The sequence below is a fragment of the Streptomyces sp. AP-93 genome (assembly GCF_022808175.1).
Classification (GTDB): Bacteria; Actinomycetota; Actinomycetes; order Streptomycetales; family Streptomycetaceae; genus Streptomyces.
Genome location: NZ_JALGBX010000030.1, coordinates 69651 through 85625, shown reverse-complemented (window position 1 = coordinate 85625; position 15975 = coordinate 69651). Strand labels below are relative to the sequence as shown.

The 15975-nt window shown below is 70.8% G+C and carries 13 protein-coding genes; 7 read left to right on the top strand and 6 right to left on the bottom strand.

Annotated elements, in window-relative coordinates; all coding sequences use genetic code 11:
* Positions 1-277: 277 nt before the first annotated feature.
* Positions 278-1489 carry a pyridoxal phosphate-dependent aminotransferase gene (locus MTF69_RS36350; protein ID WP_243340655.1) on the top strand — a complete coding sequence of 404 codons (1212 nt, stop codon included), beginning with the start codon at positions 278-280 and terminating at the stop codon, positions 1487-1489.
* 93 nt (positions 1490-1582) lie between these two features.
* On the opposite strand, the gene MTF69_RS36345 is transcribed toward MTF69_RS36350, so the two are convergent.
* Entirely contained in the window at positions 1583-2224 is a 642-nt protein-coding gene (locus MTF69_RS36345; RefSeq protein WP_243340654.1) for a biliverdin-producing heme oxygenase, read from the bottom strand.
* Complete coding sequence (locus tag MTF69_RS36340; protein ID WP_243340653.1) at positions 2221-3342, bottom strand: polyprenyl synthetase family protein; 1122 nt, start codon at positions 3340-3342, stop codon at positions 2221-2223. The genes MTF69_RS36345 and MTF69_RS36340 overlap by 4 nt, the downstream gene beginning before the upstream one ends.
* Before the next feature lie 304 nt (positions 3343-3646).
* Between MTF69_RS36340 and MTF69_RS36335 the strand changes: the two genes are divergently transcribed.
* Positions 3647-4045 (top strand): hypothetical protein, encoded by a 399-nt coding sequence (locus MTF69_RS36335; RefSeq protein WP_243340652.1) that lies wholly within the window; start codon positions 3647-3649, stop codon positions 4043-4045.
* A gap of 209 nt (positions 4046-4254) precedes the next feature.
* Here MTF69_RS36335 and MTF69_RS36330 read toward each other — a convergent pair whose 3' ends face one another.
* On the bottom strand, positions 4255-4776 hold the full coding sequence (locus MTF69_RS36330) for a hypothetical protein (protein WP_243340651.1): 522 nt from the start codon (positions 4774-4776) through the stop codon (positions 4255-4257).
* A gap of 143 nt (positions 4777-4919) precedes the next feature.
* Here MTF69_RS36330 and MTF69_RS36325 point away from each other — a divergent pair, with 143 nt between their 5' ends.
* From MTF69_RS36325 to MTF69_RS36310, 4 genes are read left to right on the top strand one after another with little or no spacing between them, the layout of a single operon-like run.
* Positions 4920-5999, top strand: a complete 1080-nt coding sequence (locus MTF69_RS36325) for a substrate-binding domain-containing protein (protein ID WP_243340650.1) — start codon at positions 4920-4922, stop codon at positions 5997-5999.
* Positions 6000-6013: 14 nt separating this feature from the next.
* Complete coding sequence (locus MTF69_RS36320) at positions 6014-7207, top strand: toxic anion resistance protein (protein ID WP_243340649.1); 1194 nt, start codon at positions 6014-6016, stop codon at positions 7205-7207.
* Positions 7204-8832 (top strand): substrate-binding domain-containing protein, encoded by a 1629-nt coding sequence (locus MTF69_RS36315; RefSeq protein ID WP_374325061.1) that lies wholly within the window; start codon positions 7204-7206, stop codon positions 8830-8832. Before MTF69_RS36320 ends, MTF69_RS36315 begins: the two co-directional genes overlap by 4 nt.
* Positions 8819-9439 carry a hypothetical protein gene (locus tag MTF69_RS36310; RefSeq protein ID WP_243340647.1) on the top strand — a complete coding sequence of 207 codons (621 nt, stop codon included), beginning with the start codon at positions 8819-8821 and terminating at the stop codon, positions 9437-9439. The genes MTF69_RS36315 and MTF69_RS36310 overlap by 14 nt, the downstream gene beginning before the upstream one ends.
* Before the next feature lie 75 nt (positions 9440-9514).
* Here the strand turns inward: MTF69_RS36310 and MTF69_RS36305 are convergent, their stop codons facing one another.
* Entirely contained in the window at positions 9515-11374 is a 1860-nt protein-coding gene (locus MTF69_RS36305) for a phosphoenolpyruvate carboxykinase (GTP) (protein WP_243340646.1), read from the bottom strand.
* 220 nt (positions 11375-11594) lie between these two features.
* Between MTF69_RS36305 and MTF69_RS36300 the strand changes: the two genes are divergently transcribed.
* A complete protein-coding gene (locus tag MTF69_RS36300) occupies positions 11595-12281 on the top strand; it encodes a hemolysin III family protein (RefSeq protein WP_243340645.1) in 687 nt (228 codons plus the stop codon).
* Between the two features lie 74 nt (positions 12282-12355).
* On the opposite strand, the gene MTF69_RS36295 is transcribed toward MTF69_RS36300, so the two are convergent.
* Both MTF69_RS36295 and MTF69_RS36290 read right to left on the bottom strand, forming a co-directional pair.
* A complete protein-coding gene (locus MTF69_RS36295) occupies positions 12356-14776 on the bottom strand; it encodes a galactose oxidase-like domain-containing protein (RefSeq protein ID WP_243340644.1) in 2421 nt (806 codons plus the stop codon).
* Between the two features lie 22 nt (positions 14777-14798).
* Positions 14799-15974 (bottom strand): glycosyltransferase family 2 protein, encoded by a 1176-nt coding sequence (locus MTF69_RS36290; RefSeq protein WP_243340643.1) that lies wholly within the window; start codon positions 15972-15974, stop codon positions 14799-14801.
* Position 15975: the final 1 nt, after the last annotated feature.

The window sequence follows — 15975 nt, the reverse complement described above, 5'->3', positions numbered from 1 at the left end:
CCTCGTTCCCGCGCTCCCGCGTTCCTCAGGCCCGGGCCACCAGCAGCCCGCGCCACCTCAGGACCCGGCAGGGTGACGAGCGCAACACCGGTCCGGGCCCCTCCGTCCGGCCCACCCATTCCGCAGGCGGGAGCAGGGAGCCGGCCCCGCTTTCCAAGGGCTCGTGGCGCCCGTACCCAAGCTTTGCGCGAAAGGGGACATATCGGTCCGCCGCCCGCCCCTCCGCTCCGGGCCGAATAACGGAGCGCGCCCGCATCCGGACCCGTAAGCTCCCGTCATGCAGGTGATCCAGTCAACGAAACTCGCCAATGTCTGCTACGAGATCCGCGGCCCCGTGCTCGAAGAGGCGATGCGGCTCGAAGCAGCAGGTCATCGCATCCTCAAGCTCAACACCGGCAACCCCGCGGCCTTCGGCTTCGAGTGCCCGCCGGAGATCCTTGAGGACATGCTCCGCAACCTGGGCAACGCCCACGGCTACGGGGACGCGAAGGGCCTGCTGTCGGCGCGCCGTGCGGTCATGCAGCACTACCAGACCAAGGGCATCGAGCTGGACGTCGAGGACGTCTACATCGGCAACGGGGTCTCCGAGCTGATCCAGATGTCCATGCAGGCGCTGCTCGACGACGGCGACGAGGTCCTCGTCCCGGCGCCGGACTACCCGCTGTGGACCGCCTCCGTCAGCCTGGCCGGCGGCACCGCCGTGCACTACCGCTGCGACGAGCAGTCCGACTGGATGCCGGACCTCGCCGACATCGAGCGCAAGGTCACCGACCGCACCCGCGCGATCGTGATCATCAACCCGAACAACCCGACCGGCGCCGTCTACGACGACGAGATGCTGCGCGGGCTCACGGACATCGCGCGCCGCCACAACCTGATCGTCTGCTCGGACGAGATCTACGACCGGATCCTCTACGACGGCGCCACGCACACGAACACCGCCGCCATCGCGCCGGACCTGCTGACGCTCACCTTCAACGGGCTCTCCAAGAACTACCGCGTCGCCGGCTACCGGTCCGGCTGGATGGCGGTGTGCGGGCCCAAGAAGCACGCCTCGTCGTACATCGAGGGCCTGACGATCCTGGCGAACATGCGGCTCTGCGCCAACATGCCCTCCCAGCACGCCATCGCCACCGCGCTCGGCGGCCGGCAGTCGATCAACGACCTGGTGCTGCCCGGCGGGCGGATCCTGGAGCAGCGCGACACCGCGTACGACCTGCTGACGCAGATCCCCGGCATCACCTGCGTGAAGCCCAAGGGCGCGCTGTACCTGTTCCCGAAGCTGGACCCGTCCGTCTACAAGATCAAGGACGACCGGCAGATGGTCCTCGACCTGCTGCGCGAGGAAAAGATCATGGTCGTGCACGGTACGGGCTTCAACTGGCCCGAGCCCGATCACTTCCGGATCGTGACCCTCCCCAGCGCGAAGGACCTTGCCGACGCGGTCACCCGGATCGGCAACTTCCTCGACGGGTACAGCCAGCCGTAAGTCCCCGCAAGTCCCCGCAAGTCCCCGCGCACGCGCGGACGGCCCCCGTGTGCGGACCCGTGAGTACGGGCCGCGCACGGGGGCCGCGGCGTTCTACGGGGCGGCGACGAGTCCGGTCGACAGCGCCCCGGCGATCGCGGCGACGTGGTGGTAGGCGCGCCCGGCGGCGGTGAGCACGCCGTCCTGCTCGCACGGCCCGGGGAGGGCCTCGTTCATGCGCGCCGTGAAGCGGGCCCAGCGCTCGCGGTCGCCGCTGGCGTAGTACGCCACGCCGTCCGTGTCGCGCAGCCCGTAGGCCTCGGCGACGTACCGGCGCAGGATCAGGCCGCCGAGCGTGGAGCCTTCCAGTACGTAGAGGAACCCGAGCAGCGCCGGGGGGTCCGAGACCGCGGCGGCGCGGATCTCGCGCGCGAAGGCCTGCGCCTGGGCGGCCGCGACGGACGCCGGGAACACGCCGTCCTCGGCGAAGTACATCAGGTCGCGGTCTATGAGGGGGAGTTTGACCAGGTCCGGCGACCACACCGAGGTGACGCACGGGCCCGTGGCGCGGGAGAGCTCGTCCTCCAGCACCTTCAGGACCACGCGGTAGGCGGCGAGCTGGTCGACGTACCGGTCGAGCGGGAGCGTCCCGGCGAGCATCGCGGTGGCGAAGGCGGTGCCCTCCAGGTCCTCGTGCCAGATTCGGGTGCTCGCCCGGATGCGCTCGACCATCGTGTGGCAGTCCGTGGGGCTCATGCGCCTTCACCCTTCAGGAGCGTCGCGTGCAGCCGGTCGATGAGGTGTCCCTTGCGTTCGATCGTCACGTCGAAGTACCGCGCGCTCCGCTCGGAGCGGCACACGCCGCGCACCGCCGCCATCGCCGAGCTCTTCAGCTCCACCGCCTGCGCCGCGAGCGACAGCAGCGTCTCCCGCAGGTCCGGGTGGCCGAGCACGAACTCCTTCAGCCGCGCCCCCACGAGCTCGCCCGGGGCGCGCTGGTCCGCGGGCGCGGAGTCGAGCAGTTCGAGGAAGACCCGGTTGCTCAGCTGGTCGAAGTCCTCGTGGGCGCCCCGGCCTGCGAACTCGGGCACGAAGTCGGTCAGGTCGTTGAACAGCTGGCTGGCCAGGCCGAGATCGCGCATGGCCCCGTCCAGGACCCGCCGCTCGTCCTCCACCACGCCCAGGGCGGCCACCGCCGCGTCCAGCGGCATCCAGAACAGCGTGCCCGTCTTGAGCGCGGCCATCGACTCCCAGAAGGCCACCCGCTCGGCGAGGGGCGCGGCCACCAGCTGGGCGCGCGTGAGCGCGGTCCGCGTGGAGACGTCGACGGCCTGGCCGGTGAGGCCCCGGCCGACCGACTGCAGCAGGCTCCGCACGACGGCCGGCTCGGCCGCGTGCTCCAGCGCCGCCGTGATCAGCAGGGAGCCCGTGTTGAGGGCCAGCGGGATGCCGTGGGTGACGTGGAGGGCGGGCTCGCCGTAGCGGATGCCGCTGCCGTCCTGGATGTCGTCGAGGGCGACCGCGGCCTTCAGCAGCACGCGTACCGCCACCGCCGCGCGGCGGACCGCGGCCAGGTCCGCGGCGGAGGCCTCCTCGCCGGCCCGGCCGGGGAAGCCCCGGTAGTTGCGGTAGGCCCAGAACACCATCGAAGGGCGCAGCGGGGCCCGGCCCGCGGGCGCTCCCGCGGCGGGAGCCAGGGCCGCCTGGCCCACCTTCGAGCCGACGGCGTCGGCGACCGGCGCGTACAGGGAACGCCGCAGCGCCGCCTCGTACACCGATTCCGGCGCGGACGACCCCTGCCGCGCGGGCGCGGTGGTCAGGGAGGCCAGGAAGGCCGCCAGGTCGTCCTCCAGGAGCGCCGCATCGCTCCGCACCACTGCCTCTACCGCGGATGTGTCCGCATCCGATTCGTCCGATACATCCGATGCGTCCCGCGCATCCGACACGTCTCTCGCTCCAGCCATGACTTGTCCCACCCCGAACTTCGTGTACGTCGGCCCGCAAGGATCCCCCCATGCGGGTGCCGAAAGGAGAAGAGTGCTGGTCAGTGCCCGACCGTCACAAGACGCATTCAAGCCGCCGCACACGATCAAGACATCGACACGCGCGGCCAAGATTCAGCTCAAGTTTAGAACCGATCCAATGTAGGATGGTCTTCTGACCACGCAGGAGGCCTCCATGTACGAGCCGATTCGCACCAAGGCGGTCGACCCCCGCATAGGCGCCCACCGCAGCGAGTACCCCCGCAGCAGCCGCGCCGAAGCCCTGGACATCCAGCTCGCCGGGCACCTCGCCGCACTGCTCACCGTGACCGACGAGCTCGGCCTCGACGAGGCCGCCGCCGTCGTCGCCGCCCAGGTGACCCGCCTGCGCGGGTCTCAGCCCGCACGCGCGCCCCGGCGCCCCGGCCGGGAGCCCGACGCCGAGGCCGCCGCCTCGCTGCACCAGCGCGCCCACGACCTCGCCGCCCGCGCCCTGCTCGTCGCCGCGTCCCGCGCCGACACCACGGTCGCGATCCTCGCCGCCGAGCGCATGGACGCGCACGCCGCCGCGCTCGACCTCGTCGGCGCCCACTGACGGCCCCGGTCCGGGGCCGCGGAGGCTCCGGACCGGGCGCCATGCCCTGCGGGGCTTGAACGTGCACCCCATCTCGGCCGCGGCCGCCGTCTGACCCCGCCCGTACGGGCCTGCGTGCCGTGCCGCCCCTGCGCAGCGGGGCCGACCCTGCGGGGCTCGTCCCCTACCCGCCCTTCCCCCGTTCCCCGGGCTCCGCCCGGACCCGCGCCTCAAACGCCGGCGGGGCTGAGAAGGGGTACCGGGCTGCGCCCGGACCCCCTGGGGCTCCGCCCCAGGGAACGGGCGAAGGGTGGGTCCGGGGCAAAGACGGCTGCGGCGATGCCGCACCAGGGGATCGTGGCCGGGGGCCAGACCGGGCCGACGGCTTCCGTACGCTCCGCCGCAGCCGGGCGGACACCGGGGACCTTCACCAGCACCTGGGGACCACGGGCACCCGGGACCCCGGGCCGGGCCGGGGGCGACGGCAGCGGCGGCGGCTCGCGGAATTCCACCGTGACCACGTAAGCTCCCCGCTCCGGGAAGCCGTTGACCGCCTCGACGGAGGCCACCACCCGCCGACTGGTCGGATCGATCCGGCAGTCGGTGATCCGTACGTCGCCCCGCGCCGCCCCCGCAGGCCTCGCAGCGGGAGCCCCGCCGGCCCACACGTACAGCCCCAGCGGGGCGAAGACCAGCAGTCCCGCCACGAACACCAGGGCGACCAGCCAGCCCTGCCACTTCAACGCGCTCACGCCCATGGCACGATCCTCCCGGCAGCCCGCCCCGGTCACCAGCACCCACGGGCCCACACAGCATTTCGAAGTGGGACCGCCTCGTCACCTCGCGTTCACTCAACTCCGCGCGGAATGTGGGTTTCCGCGAGCACTCTGCACCCGTGAGACGCATCCTAGGAATCGCCCTGGCGGTCCTCCTGGTCGGCGGCGTGATAGCCGTCATCGCCATCGGAGGAACCAAGCCGGAGGGCACGGCAACGAAGACCGTGCGTGGCGTCATCGGTTCGGAGAAGTCCGAGTTCTTCCGCGACCCCGACGTCGTCAAGGCCCTTGCGGACAAGGGCTACACCGTGAAGACCGAAACCTCGGGCTCCTGGGCGATGGACCAACTCGCCCTGAAGGAATTCGACTTCGCCTTCCCCAGCAGCAGTGAACCGGCCGACGGGATCGAGCTGGCGGCCGGAGTGAAGGGCGCGCAGAACGCCAAGCCCTTCTTCTCCCCGCTCGTCGTCATCGCCCGCGCCAACGCGGCCAAGGTCCTCAGCGACCACGGCCTCGCGAAGATGAACGGCAAGAACTCCGGCACCCTCCTCCTCGGCCCCTTCCTGAAGGCCGCCGCCGAGGACGAGAAGTGGCAGGAGCTCCAGGGCGGGACCAGCGCCTACCCCGAGCTGGCCGGCACGGTGTTCGTCAAGACCACCGACCCCACCACCTCCAACTCGGGCGCGCTCTTCCTCGCCACCGCCTCGAACGTCGCCAACGGCCTGACCGTCGTCTCCGACGACGCCGGCATCGACCGGACCGCGCCCCTGATGAAGAAGCTGATCTCCGTCCAGGGCGCCCTGGAACAGAGCACGGACGGCCCCTTCCGCGCCTTCATCAGCGGCAGCGGCGAACCGCTCATCCTCGCCTACGAGGCGCAGGTGGCCAGCCTGCTCCAGCAGAAGCAGGATCCGGGCGACATGGTGGTCCTGTACCCCGACACCACCGTCAACTCCCCGCACACCTTCGTGCCGATCAGCGAGAAGGCCAAGGAGCTCGGCACCCTGCTGGCCACCGACCCGAAGCTGCGCTCGCTCGTGGTCCGCCACGGGTTCCGGCCCACCGAGGGGGTGGCCGAGTTCAACACCGCCACCGCGCCGCACACCGCGTACCTCAAATCGGAGCTGACCGGCATCCGCCAGGTGAGCGCACCGACCGTCAAGGTCCTGATGGCGCTGGCCGCGCGCGCCAAGGGATAGGGGGACCCATCACCATGACATTGACACCGCCCGACGACACCGCTGCCGGCCCGCTCGTCCTCACCGCCCCCGAACCCGTGGCCCCCGTCAAGCGGGAGCAGGCCTCCGGCCTGGTACCGCTCCAGGACGGGGTGCGCGAGGAGATGGCCCGCCGGGCCGGGGAGTACGTCGGCTCGCTGGCCGGCATCGACAGCCGCTCCCCCGAGTTCGCGCACCGCATCGGGGAGATCGCCGGCCTCGGCTCCGCCGACATCCGCGGCGCCGCCCAGCAGTCCAACCGCATGCTGGAGCGGGCCGTACGCTCCCTCGGCACCGACGGTGGCGGCGACGCCCAGGGCAGGGTCGCCGGATCCCTGGTCGAACTGCGGCGCACCGTCGAGGACCTCGACCCGAGCGACAGCTCCGCCAAGGGCGTGCGCAAGCTCATCTCCAAGCTGCCCGGCGGCAACAGGTTCCGCGACCACGTGGCCAAGTACGCCTCCTCGCAGGCCACCCTCAACCGGATCGTCGGCGCGCTGCGCGGCGGCCAGGACGAGCTGCGGCGCGACAACGCCGCCCTGCACACCGAGCGCGCCCGCCTCTGGGAGACCATGGGCAAGCTCCAGGAGTACGCGGTGCTCACCGAGGCCCTGGACGCTGCCGTCGAACAGCGGATCGCCGATCAGATCGACCCCCAGCAGGCCGACGCACTGCGCGTGGACGTGCTGTTCCCCGTACGGCAGAAGCACCAGGACCTGCTGACCCAGCTGGCCGTCTGCGCGCAGGGCTACCTGGCGATGGACGTGGTCCGGCGCAACAACGAAGAGCTGATCAAGGGCGTCGACCGGGCCGCGACCACCACGGTGTCCGCGCTGCGGATCGCCGTGATGCTGGCGCAGGCGCTGAACACCCAGGGCGAGGTCATCAAGCAGATCGACACCCTGCGCGACACCACCGAGGGCCTGATCCGCGGCAACGCGGAGATGCTGTCCACGCAGAGCGGGGAGATCCAGCGGATCGCCGCCGACCCGGCCGTCGGCGCGGAGACGCTGCGGACGGCCTTCGCCCAGATCTACAAGACGCTCGACACCATCGACACCTTCAAGGTGCAGGCCACCGAGAACATGGCCGCCACCGTGGAATCCCTGACCGGCGAACTCCAGACCGCCTCCGCGTACCTGGCGCGCACCCGCACCGCGAGCGCCCTGGAAGGCGGCGACGCCCGATGAACGGCATGAGCATCCGCAGCGCTGTGATGCGCAGACGGCTCGCCGCGGCGGTGGCGCTCGCCGCCACCCTGCTCGGGGCGAGCGCGTGCACGGAGCAGTCCGACGGCCCCAAGCCCGAGCAGACCGCGTACCAGGAGGGCAAGCTGCGCGTGCTGGCCTCCAGCGAGCTGTCCGACATGGACGAGGTCCTGAAGGCGGCGAAGGCCGCCACCGGGATCACCGTGGAACTGAGCATGTCGGGCACCCTCGACGCCGTCGAGCAGATCGCCTCCGGCAAGGCGGACGGCAGGTACGACGCCGTCTGGCTCTCCTCCAACGACTACCTGCGGCTGCGCCCCGAGGCCGTGGGCAAGCTGTCGAGCGAGACCCCGGTGATGTCCTCGCCCGTCGCCCTCGGAGTGAAGCCCGAGGCGCTGGCCCGGCTGGGCTGGAAGCCCGAGTCGGTGACCTGGTCGGCGGTCCACGAGGCGGTGGCCGGCGGGAAGCTGACGTACGGGATGACCGACCCGGTACGCTCCAACTCCGGTTTCTCGGCACTGGTTTCGGTGGCCTCCGGGCTCTCGGGCGCACAGGCGGCGCTGACCGACGCGGACGTGGCGACGGCGCAGCCGAAGCTGAAGGAGTTCTTCACCGGGCAGAAGCTGACCTCGGGCTCCTCCGGCTGGCTGGCGACGGCGTACGCCCAGCGCGGGAACGTGGACGCGCTGGTGAACTACGAGTCGGTGCTGCTGTCCATGAACCGGGACGCGCAGACGAACCTGACGGTGATCCGGCCCCTCGACGGCGTGGTCACGGCCCACTACCCGCTGACCCTGCTGACCTCTGCCCCGGCCGGGGCCCGCGAGTCGGGGCGCGTGCTGACCGAGTACCTGCGCGGCGCCGAGGCACAGAAGGCGATCACCGAGAAGACCTTGCGGCGGCCCGTCGCGGCCGGGGTGGCCCCGGCGGGCGGGCTGAACCCGGACAAGCGGCGGGAGCTGCCCTTCCCGGGCACCCGGTCGGTGGCGGACGGGCTGCTCGCCAGCTACGAGAACGAGCTGCGCCGGCCCTCGCGCACGGTGTACGTGCTGGACACTTCGGGGTCGATGGCCGAGGAGGACCGGATCGGCCGGCTGAAGTCGGCGCTCACCGACCTGACGGGGACCGGCAGTTCGGGCACCGGAGAGCGGTTCCGGGACCGTGAGGAAGTCACCCTGCTGCCCTTCGGCGACAAGGTGAAGAAGGTCCGGACGCACGCGGTCGAGCCGGGCAACCCCGGACCCGCCCTGGACGCCATCCGCGCCGACGTGAAGTCGCTGCGGCCGGACGGGGGCACGGCCATCTACAGCAGTCTGGAGGCGGCGTACCAGCAGCTCGGCAAGGGCACCACCGACGCCTTCACCTCGATCGTGCTGATGACGGACGGCGAGAACACGGCGGGCGTCGGAGCCAAGCACTTCGACGACTTCTACGCGGGGCTGCCCGAGGCGCAGAGGCACACGCCGGTCTTCGCGGTGCTGTTCGGCGACTCGGACCGCAAGGAACTCGCCCACATCACCGAACTGACCGGCGGGCGGCTCTTCGACGCCACCGACGGCAACGGTTCGCTGGACGGAGCCTTCGAGGAGATCCGTGGCTACCAATAGGGCTCTCAGGGCGCGCCTTCTCCAGTACCTCGAGTCGAAGAAGAACCTGGCCGGCAGCGCCTGCGGGGTCGTCGGGGTGGGCCTGACCCTCACCGGGGTGGCCGGCACGTACTGGCCGGTGGTGGTCGCCGGGCTGTACGGGGCGGGCGCGCTCGTCGCCCCGCCGGACGTGGCGGCGCCGCCGGTACCGCCGGAGCCCGCCGAGCAACTGGGCTTCGTACGGGAGGACTTCGCGCGGCTCCAGGAGTACGTCGGCGAGGTGGACCTGCCGTCGGAGCCCGCCGAGGTGCTGACCGGGCTGCTGGAGCTGTACGCGGCGATGCTGGAGCCGGGCTGGGTGGCCGGGGTGCTGGCCGCCGACCCGGAGGCGGTGCACGCACTGACCCGGGCCATCCGCACGGACGTGCCGGAGTGCGTGGACACCTACAACCGGACCCGCTGGTGGACCCGGCTCACGGCGGGCGGCGAATCGCCCGAGCGCCACCTGGAGCGGCAGCTGACGCTGCTGCGGGAGGAAGCGGAACGCATGACGGCGGACCTCCGTGAAACGGAGGCCCGCCGTCAGCAGACGCACACGACCTATCTTGAAGGTCGCAGGGAATCCTAGGTCGGGGAATCCCGCGTCAGCCCGTGGCCGGGGACAGCCGGCCGCAGGGGTTCTATGGGGGCTGGATCAGCTGGATCAGCCCAGGCGCTCGACGAGCGCTTCGTACTGGTCCCACAGCTCCTTCGGCGTGTGGTCGCCGTAGGTGTTCAGGTGCGCGGGGACCAGCGAGGCCTCGTCGCGCCAGACCTCCTTGTCGACCGTGAGCAGGAACTCCAGGTCGGCGGCCGGCAGGTCCAGGCCGTCGGTGTCGAGGGAGGCGACGGTCGGCAGGATGCCGATCGGGGTCTCCACACCCTCGGCGGTACCGTCGAGGCGCTCGACGATCCACTTCAGGACGCGGCTGTTCTCGCCGAAGCCGGGCCACACGAACTTGCCCGCGTCGTTCTTGCGGAACCAGTTCACGTAGTAGATCTTCGGGAGCTTCGCCTGGTCCTTGTCCTTGGCGACATCGACCCAGTGACCCATGTAGTCGCCCATGTTGTAGCCGCAGAACGGCAGCATGGCGAAGGGGTCGCGGCGCAGCTCGCCGACCTTGCCCTCGGCGGCGGCGGTCTTCTCGGAGGCGATGTTCGAGCCGATGAAGACGCCGTGGTTCCAGTCGAAGGACTCGGTGACCAGCGGCACGGCGGAGGCGCGGCGGCCGCCGAAGAGGATCGCGGAGATCGGGACGCCCTTGGGGTCCTCCCACTCGGCGGCGATCGTCGGGCACTGCGAGGCCGGGACGGCGAAGCGGGCGTTGGGGTGGGCCGCCGGGGTGTCAGACTCCGGGGTCCAGGCGTTGCCCTTCCAGTCGATCAGGTGGGCGGGCGCCTCTTCGGTCATGCCCTCCCACCAGACGTCGGAGCCGTCGGGGGTGAGCGCGACGTTGGTGAAGACGGTGTTCGCGTACATGGTCTTCATGGCGTTGGCGTTGGTGTGCTCGCCGGTGCCGGGGGCGACGCCGAAGAAGCCGGCCTCGGGGTTGATCGCGTACAGGCGACCGTCCTCGCCGAAGCGCATCCAGGCGATGTCGTCACCGACGGTCTCGACGGTCCAGCCGGGGATGGTCGGCTCCAGCATGGCCAGGTTGGTCTTGCCGCAGGCGGAGGGGAAGGCCGCGGCGATGTACTTGGACTCTCCCTGCGGCGGGGTGAGCTTGAGGATCAGCATGTGCTCGGCGAGCCAGCCCTCGTCGCGGGCCATGACGGACGCGATGCGCAGGGCGTAGCACTTCTTGCCGAGCAGGGCGTTGCCGCCGTAGCCCGAACCGTAGGACCAGATCTCGCGGGTCTCGGGGAAGTGCGAGATGTACTTGGTGGTGTTGCACGGCCACGGCACGTCGGCCTGGCCCTCGGCGAGCGGAGCGCCGAGGGTGTGGACGGCCTTGACGAAGAAGCCGTCGGTGCCGAGCTCTTCGAGGACGGCCTGTCCCATGCGGGTCATGGTCCGCATGGCGACCGCGACGTAGGCGGAGTCGGTGATCTCCACGCCGATCGCGGAGAGCTCCGAGCCGAGGGGGCCCATGCAGAAGGGGACGACGTACATCGTGCGGCCCTTCATGGAGCCGCGGAAGATGCCGCCTTCTTCGCCCTTGCCCGCGAAGCCCCCCTCACCGGTGAAAAGGGCCTTCATCTCGGAAGGGGCCTTCCAGTGGTTGGTCGGGCCCGCGTCCTCCTCCTTCTCGGAGCAGATGAAGGTCCGGTCCTCGACGCGCGCGACGTCGGAGGGGTCGGAGGCGGCGTAGTACGAGTTCGGGCGCTTGGCCGGGTCCAGCTTCTTGAAGGTGCCCTTGGAGACCAGCTCCTCGCAGAGGGCCTCGTACTCGGCCTCGGAGCCGTCACACCAGACGATGCGGTCGGGCTGGGTGAGGGCAGCGATGTCCTCGACCCAGGCGACGAGCTCCTGGTGCTTGGTGGGTACGTCGGAAGTGGTGCCAGCCGCGATGTCGCGCGCCACGATCGCTCCTTGTTGAGGGGTTTGATTTGTGATTGCCCCGTGGGGGCCGCGACCCGGACGCTTCGCGCTCCGCTCATCCGGTGTCGACCGCACTCATCTGATCATCCGGTGCGTGTGCGCATATGTCCAGGGGGCCTCTCACGTGAGCATCGCCACTCCGGTCAATCTTCCGTAAAGCGCACTAACGGAAACCTACGCAACCGTAGGTAGCATGGCCGGCATGACTTCCGACGCCGCTGCCGTGGCCGCTCCGATGGTCGAAACCGCCGATCAGGAGACCAAGCCGCTCATGCGCGGCTGGCTCCACACCGGCATGTTCCCCGCCGTGGTGATCGCCGGTCTCGTCCTGATGGCCTTCACCGACTCGACCCGGGCGCGGGTCGCGTGCGGGGTGTACATCCTCACCGCGTGCCTGCTCTTCGGAGTCAGCGCCGTCTACCACCGCGGTACGTGGGGCCCGCGCGGCGAGGCCATCCTGCGGCGGCTCGACCACGCCAACATCTTCCTGATCATCGCGGGCACGTACACACCGCTGACCGTGCTGCTGCTGCCCGACTCCAGCGGGCGGACCCTGCTCTGGGCGGTCTGGATCGCGGCCGCGGCCGGCATCGCCTTCCGCGTCTTCTGGGTCGGCGCCCCGCGCTGGCTCTACACCCCCTGCTACATCGCCATGGGCTGGGCGGCGGTCTTCTTCCTCCCCGACTTCATGCGCTCCGGCGGCATCGCCGTCCTGGTCCTGATCATCGTCGGCGGCCTGCTCTACAGCGTCGGCGGCGTCATCTACGGCATGAAGCGCCCGGACCCCTCACCCCGCTTCTTCGGCTTCCACGAGGTCTTCCACTCCCTGACCCTGGCCGCCTTCGTCGCCCACTACGTGGGCATCTCGATCGCCGCGTACACCCACTGACCGGAGCGGGGCCCTGCCGCGCGAGCGGACAGGGCCCCGCCTCCTACCGGCTCCTACCGGCCTCTACCGGGCGCCTACGTGCAGGCGTAGCCGTCACCGTCCGGGTCCAGGCGCAGCGGGTCGCTGCCGTTGACCTTCAGGCGGGTGGGGTACTTGTGGGCGGCCAGCCAGTCGCAGCGGGCCTTGGTCGTCGCCTTCACCTCCGCCGGGAACCGCGTGGGCACGCACACGTTGGCCGTGCCGTAGTGCCGGTCGCAGCCGGCCACGCTCGGGGCCACCGGGGCCGAGTCCCGCTTCGCGGGGTTCTTCTTCGGGGCGGCCAGCTCGTTCGCGAAGGTGTGCTCGTGTGCGGACGGGGGCTCGGCGGTGGCCGCCAGGGCGGACGGGCCGCCCAGGTGCACCCACTGCGCGATCGACGGGATGCCGTTCGCGTCGACCGCGAAGAGCATGTACCAGCCGGGCGGCGCCAGGTTCGGGTTGCTGGTGACGTTCAGGTCGATGGTGGTGCCGTTGACCACCGTCAGCGGCAGGTCCACGAACCGCTGGTTCGGGTCCGAGGAGTGCGTGACCGCCGCCGGACGGATCAGCTCCGCCTTGACGACCGCCCGGTTGACGGTGATCCGCTGTGTGTCCCCGTACACCCACTGGTTGTCGATCACCGAGGTGATCTGCGGGCGCGCCCCCTTGAAGAGATATGGCGGGGTGTAGATCGACACGTTGTGGTTGTACGTGCCGTTGCCCGGGTTGTCCCCGACCGACATGACGCGGCCGTCCGGCATCAGGAACGACGCCGAGTGGTACGTCCGCGGGATCGGGTCGGTGGCCAGGCCCGCCTGGTAGGTGTTGGTGGTCGGGTCGAAGAACGAGGCCTCGTACACCGGGTCGGCCCGGTCGTGCAGCCCGCCGCCGGTCTCCAGCACCTTGCCGTCCGGCAGCAGCACCGCGGACACGAACATCTTGCCCTCGGCGCCGGTCTGCGGCCGCTTGCCCTGGCCCTGGTCGACCAGGCCCTGGGGGATGTCCGGGCCGGCCGTGTAGGCGGGGCTCGGCTGCTTCAGGTCGATGATGTCGGTGAGCCGGTTCGCCGCCGGGTTGCGCTCGTTGTTGCCACCGCCGATGGTCAGGACCCGCTGGTCCTGCGCCGGGGGCAGCAGCACGCTCGCCGACTCGTCGCGCTCGTCCTTGTTGCGCAGGCCGGGCACGTCGGTGATGGTGTTGGCGTCGTAGTCGTAGACGGAGGCGCCGGTGCCCGGGGTGCCGTTGCCGAAGGTGTGGCTGCCCGAGTAGAAGAGCCGCCCGTCCTGCATGAGGATCATCGACGGGTACAGGCCCCAGTACGACCAGGTCTGGTTGACCTCGTTCATCGGCAGCCACTTGTTCTGCGCCGCCGAGAACTTCTCCGCGGTCACGTTGCCCGTGGAGTCCTCCTTCAGCCCGCCGAAGGAGATCACGTCGCCGTTGCCGAGGATCGTCGCGGACGGGTACCAGTGCCCGCCGTTCATGTCGTTGGTCTTCGTGTACTTCTCGGTCGTCGGGTCGAAGGTGTACGAGTCCTTCAGCCCCTGGTAGCCGATCGTGCCGTCGGCCGACGGATACCCCTTGTTGCCGCTCATCACCAGCACCCGGCCGTCGGACAGCTGGACGTGGCCGGAGCAGAACATGTCCACGGGCGTCGGGATCGTCTTGAACGAGCCGTTCGCCGGGTCGTAGACGGCGGAGGTGAAGGTGCCCGCGTCGAACTGGGCGATGTCGTTGCCCGAGCCCGCGATCAGCAGCACCTTGCCGTTCTTCAGCACGACGGCGTGCATCGACCGCACCGGGTTCTTGGCGGCGATCACCTGCCACTTGCCCTTCGCGCACTCCGTGGCCGTACCCGTGCAGGTGGCCGGCGGCGGGGGCACGCCCACCTCCTCCAGCGCGTAGTCGTCGGTGGTGAGCGTGCCCACCCCGTAGACGGACAGGCCCCACACGATCTTGTCGGTGCCCGGCGGGACCGCGGGCGTACGGACCTCCGTGCGCGCCCACGCGGCACTGACGGGGGGATTCTGCAGGTCGGTCCAGTACTGCCAGCCGGCCGTCGTGTCGTGGCGGAACACGGTCACCGACACGTCCGGGGTGTTCGACTTGTACCAGGCGGACAGGTCGTACTGCCGGCCCGGCACGACCGTCGGGGCGCAGGTGCCGTTCTCGGTGACCAGGGCCTTGCGGTCGCCGTCCACCCGGCGGGTGAGCGAGACCTTCATCGCCTTGGTTCCGGAGTGCGCGTCGGCGACGGTCGTGAAGGTGAAGTCGTTGTCGCCCCAGCCGGACTTGGACCAGCAGGAGGGCATGTCGGAGCCGGCCGGGCCGGCGGTCTCGAAACCGGGGTTGGTGAGCAGGTTGGGCGGTCCGGCCGTGGCCTGCTGCGGTGCGGTCAGCAGCAGGCCCGCGGTCATCGCCCCGACGGCCAGCAGAGCGGCCCGCCACCCTGCCCTGCGCCGGATTGTCCTTCGCATGCGGAGCATCCCTTCGTGCGGCTCAACTCGTGCGGGTGGAGCCCGCCTTGCGCGGGAGGTAGACGAGTGCCTCCGTCGCCGCGAAGCGCAGGACGAAGGTGACGACCAGCGCGAGCGCGGTCGCGGACAGGACGCCGAAGCCCCAGGTGCCGACGAACACCGCGATCAGCGGGATCCGCAGCAGCAGATCGGCGTTGGCCAGCAGCGTGAAGCGCCCGAACCGGTCGGCCCAGTGGCGGTGGCGGCGCCGGTCGCGGAACAGCAGGGTTTCGATGAGGAGGAAGTTCCACAGCACCCCGGCCTGGTTCGCCACCACCTCGGCGAGCAAGTAGTTCATACCGGTGTGCGTGAGCATCCACAGCGCGGCCAGGTTCGGGACGAAGCCGGAGAGCCCGACGAGCCCGAAGCCGATCATGCGGGCCAGCGGGGTCGCGGACCGCAGCGAGGCGAGGTGGGTCAGGAAGCGCAGGCCCTCGCGGGCCGTGGACTTGGACTCCCCCGAGAAGCGGTCCTGGAAGACGAAGGGCACCTCGGCCACCCGCGCCGGACGGCAGCGCACCGCCAGCTCCAGCAGGATCTTGTAGCCCAGCGGCTTCAGCGCCTCCTGGGTGACGGCCGAGCGGCGCATCGCGAAGAACCCGCTCATCGGATCACTGATCCCGTGCAGGGCCCGCGGGAAGAGCCCCTTGGTCAGCCAGGTCGCCCCGCGCGAGACCGCGATCCGGTAGCTCCCGGCGAGCCCGGCCCGGCTGCCCCCGGCGATGTACCGGGAAGCGACGACGAGGTCGGCGCCGGTGCGCTCACCCTCCCCGACGATCTCGGGGACCAGGTGGGGCGGATGCTGGAGGTCGGCGTCCATGACGACGATCCAGTCGGTGTCCGCGCGCCGGATCCCCTCCACGACGGCCCCGCCGAGCCCTCCCTCGGGGCTCTCGCGGTGCAGGACCTCCACCGGGAAGGCGCACTCCAGCGCGGCCTTCTCGATGACGGCCGGGGTGTCGTCCGTGGAGTCGTCGACGAAGAGGACCGAGCAGGGCAGGTGTGCGGGCAGTGCGGCGGCCAGCCTGCTCAGCAACTCGACGATGTTTCCGGACTCGTTGAAGGTCGGGATGATGAGGGTGACGCTACCCGGGGCGGGCGCCTCGGCGGCGGCCTCCGGCAGGTGCGGTGCATGCGGGGCCCACAGGTCTTCGCTCATG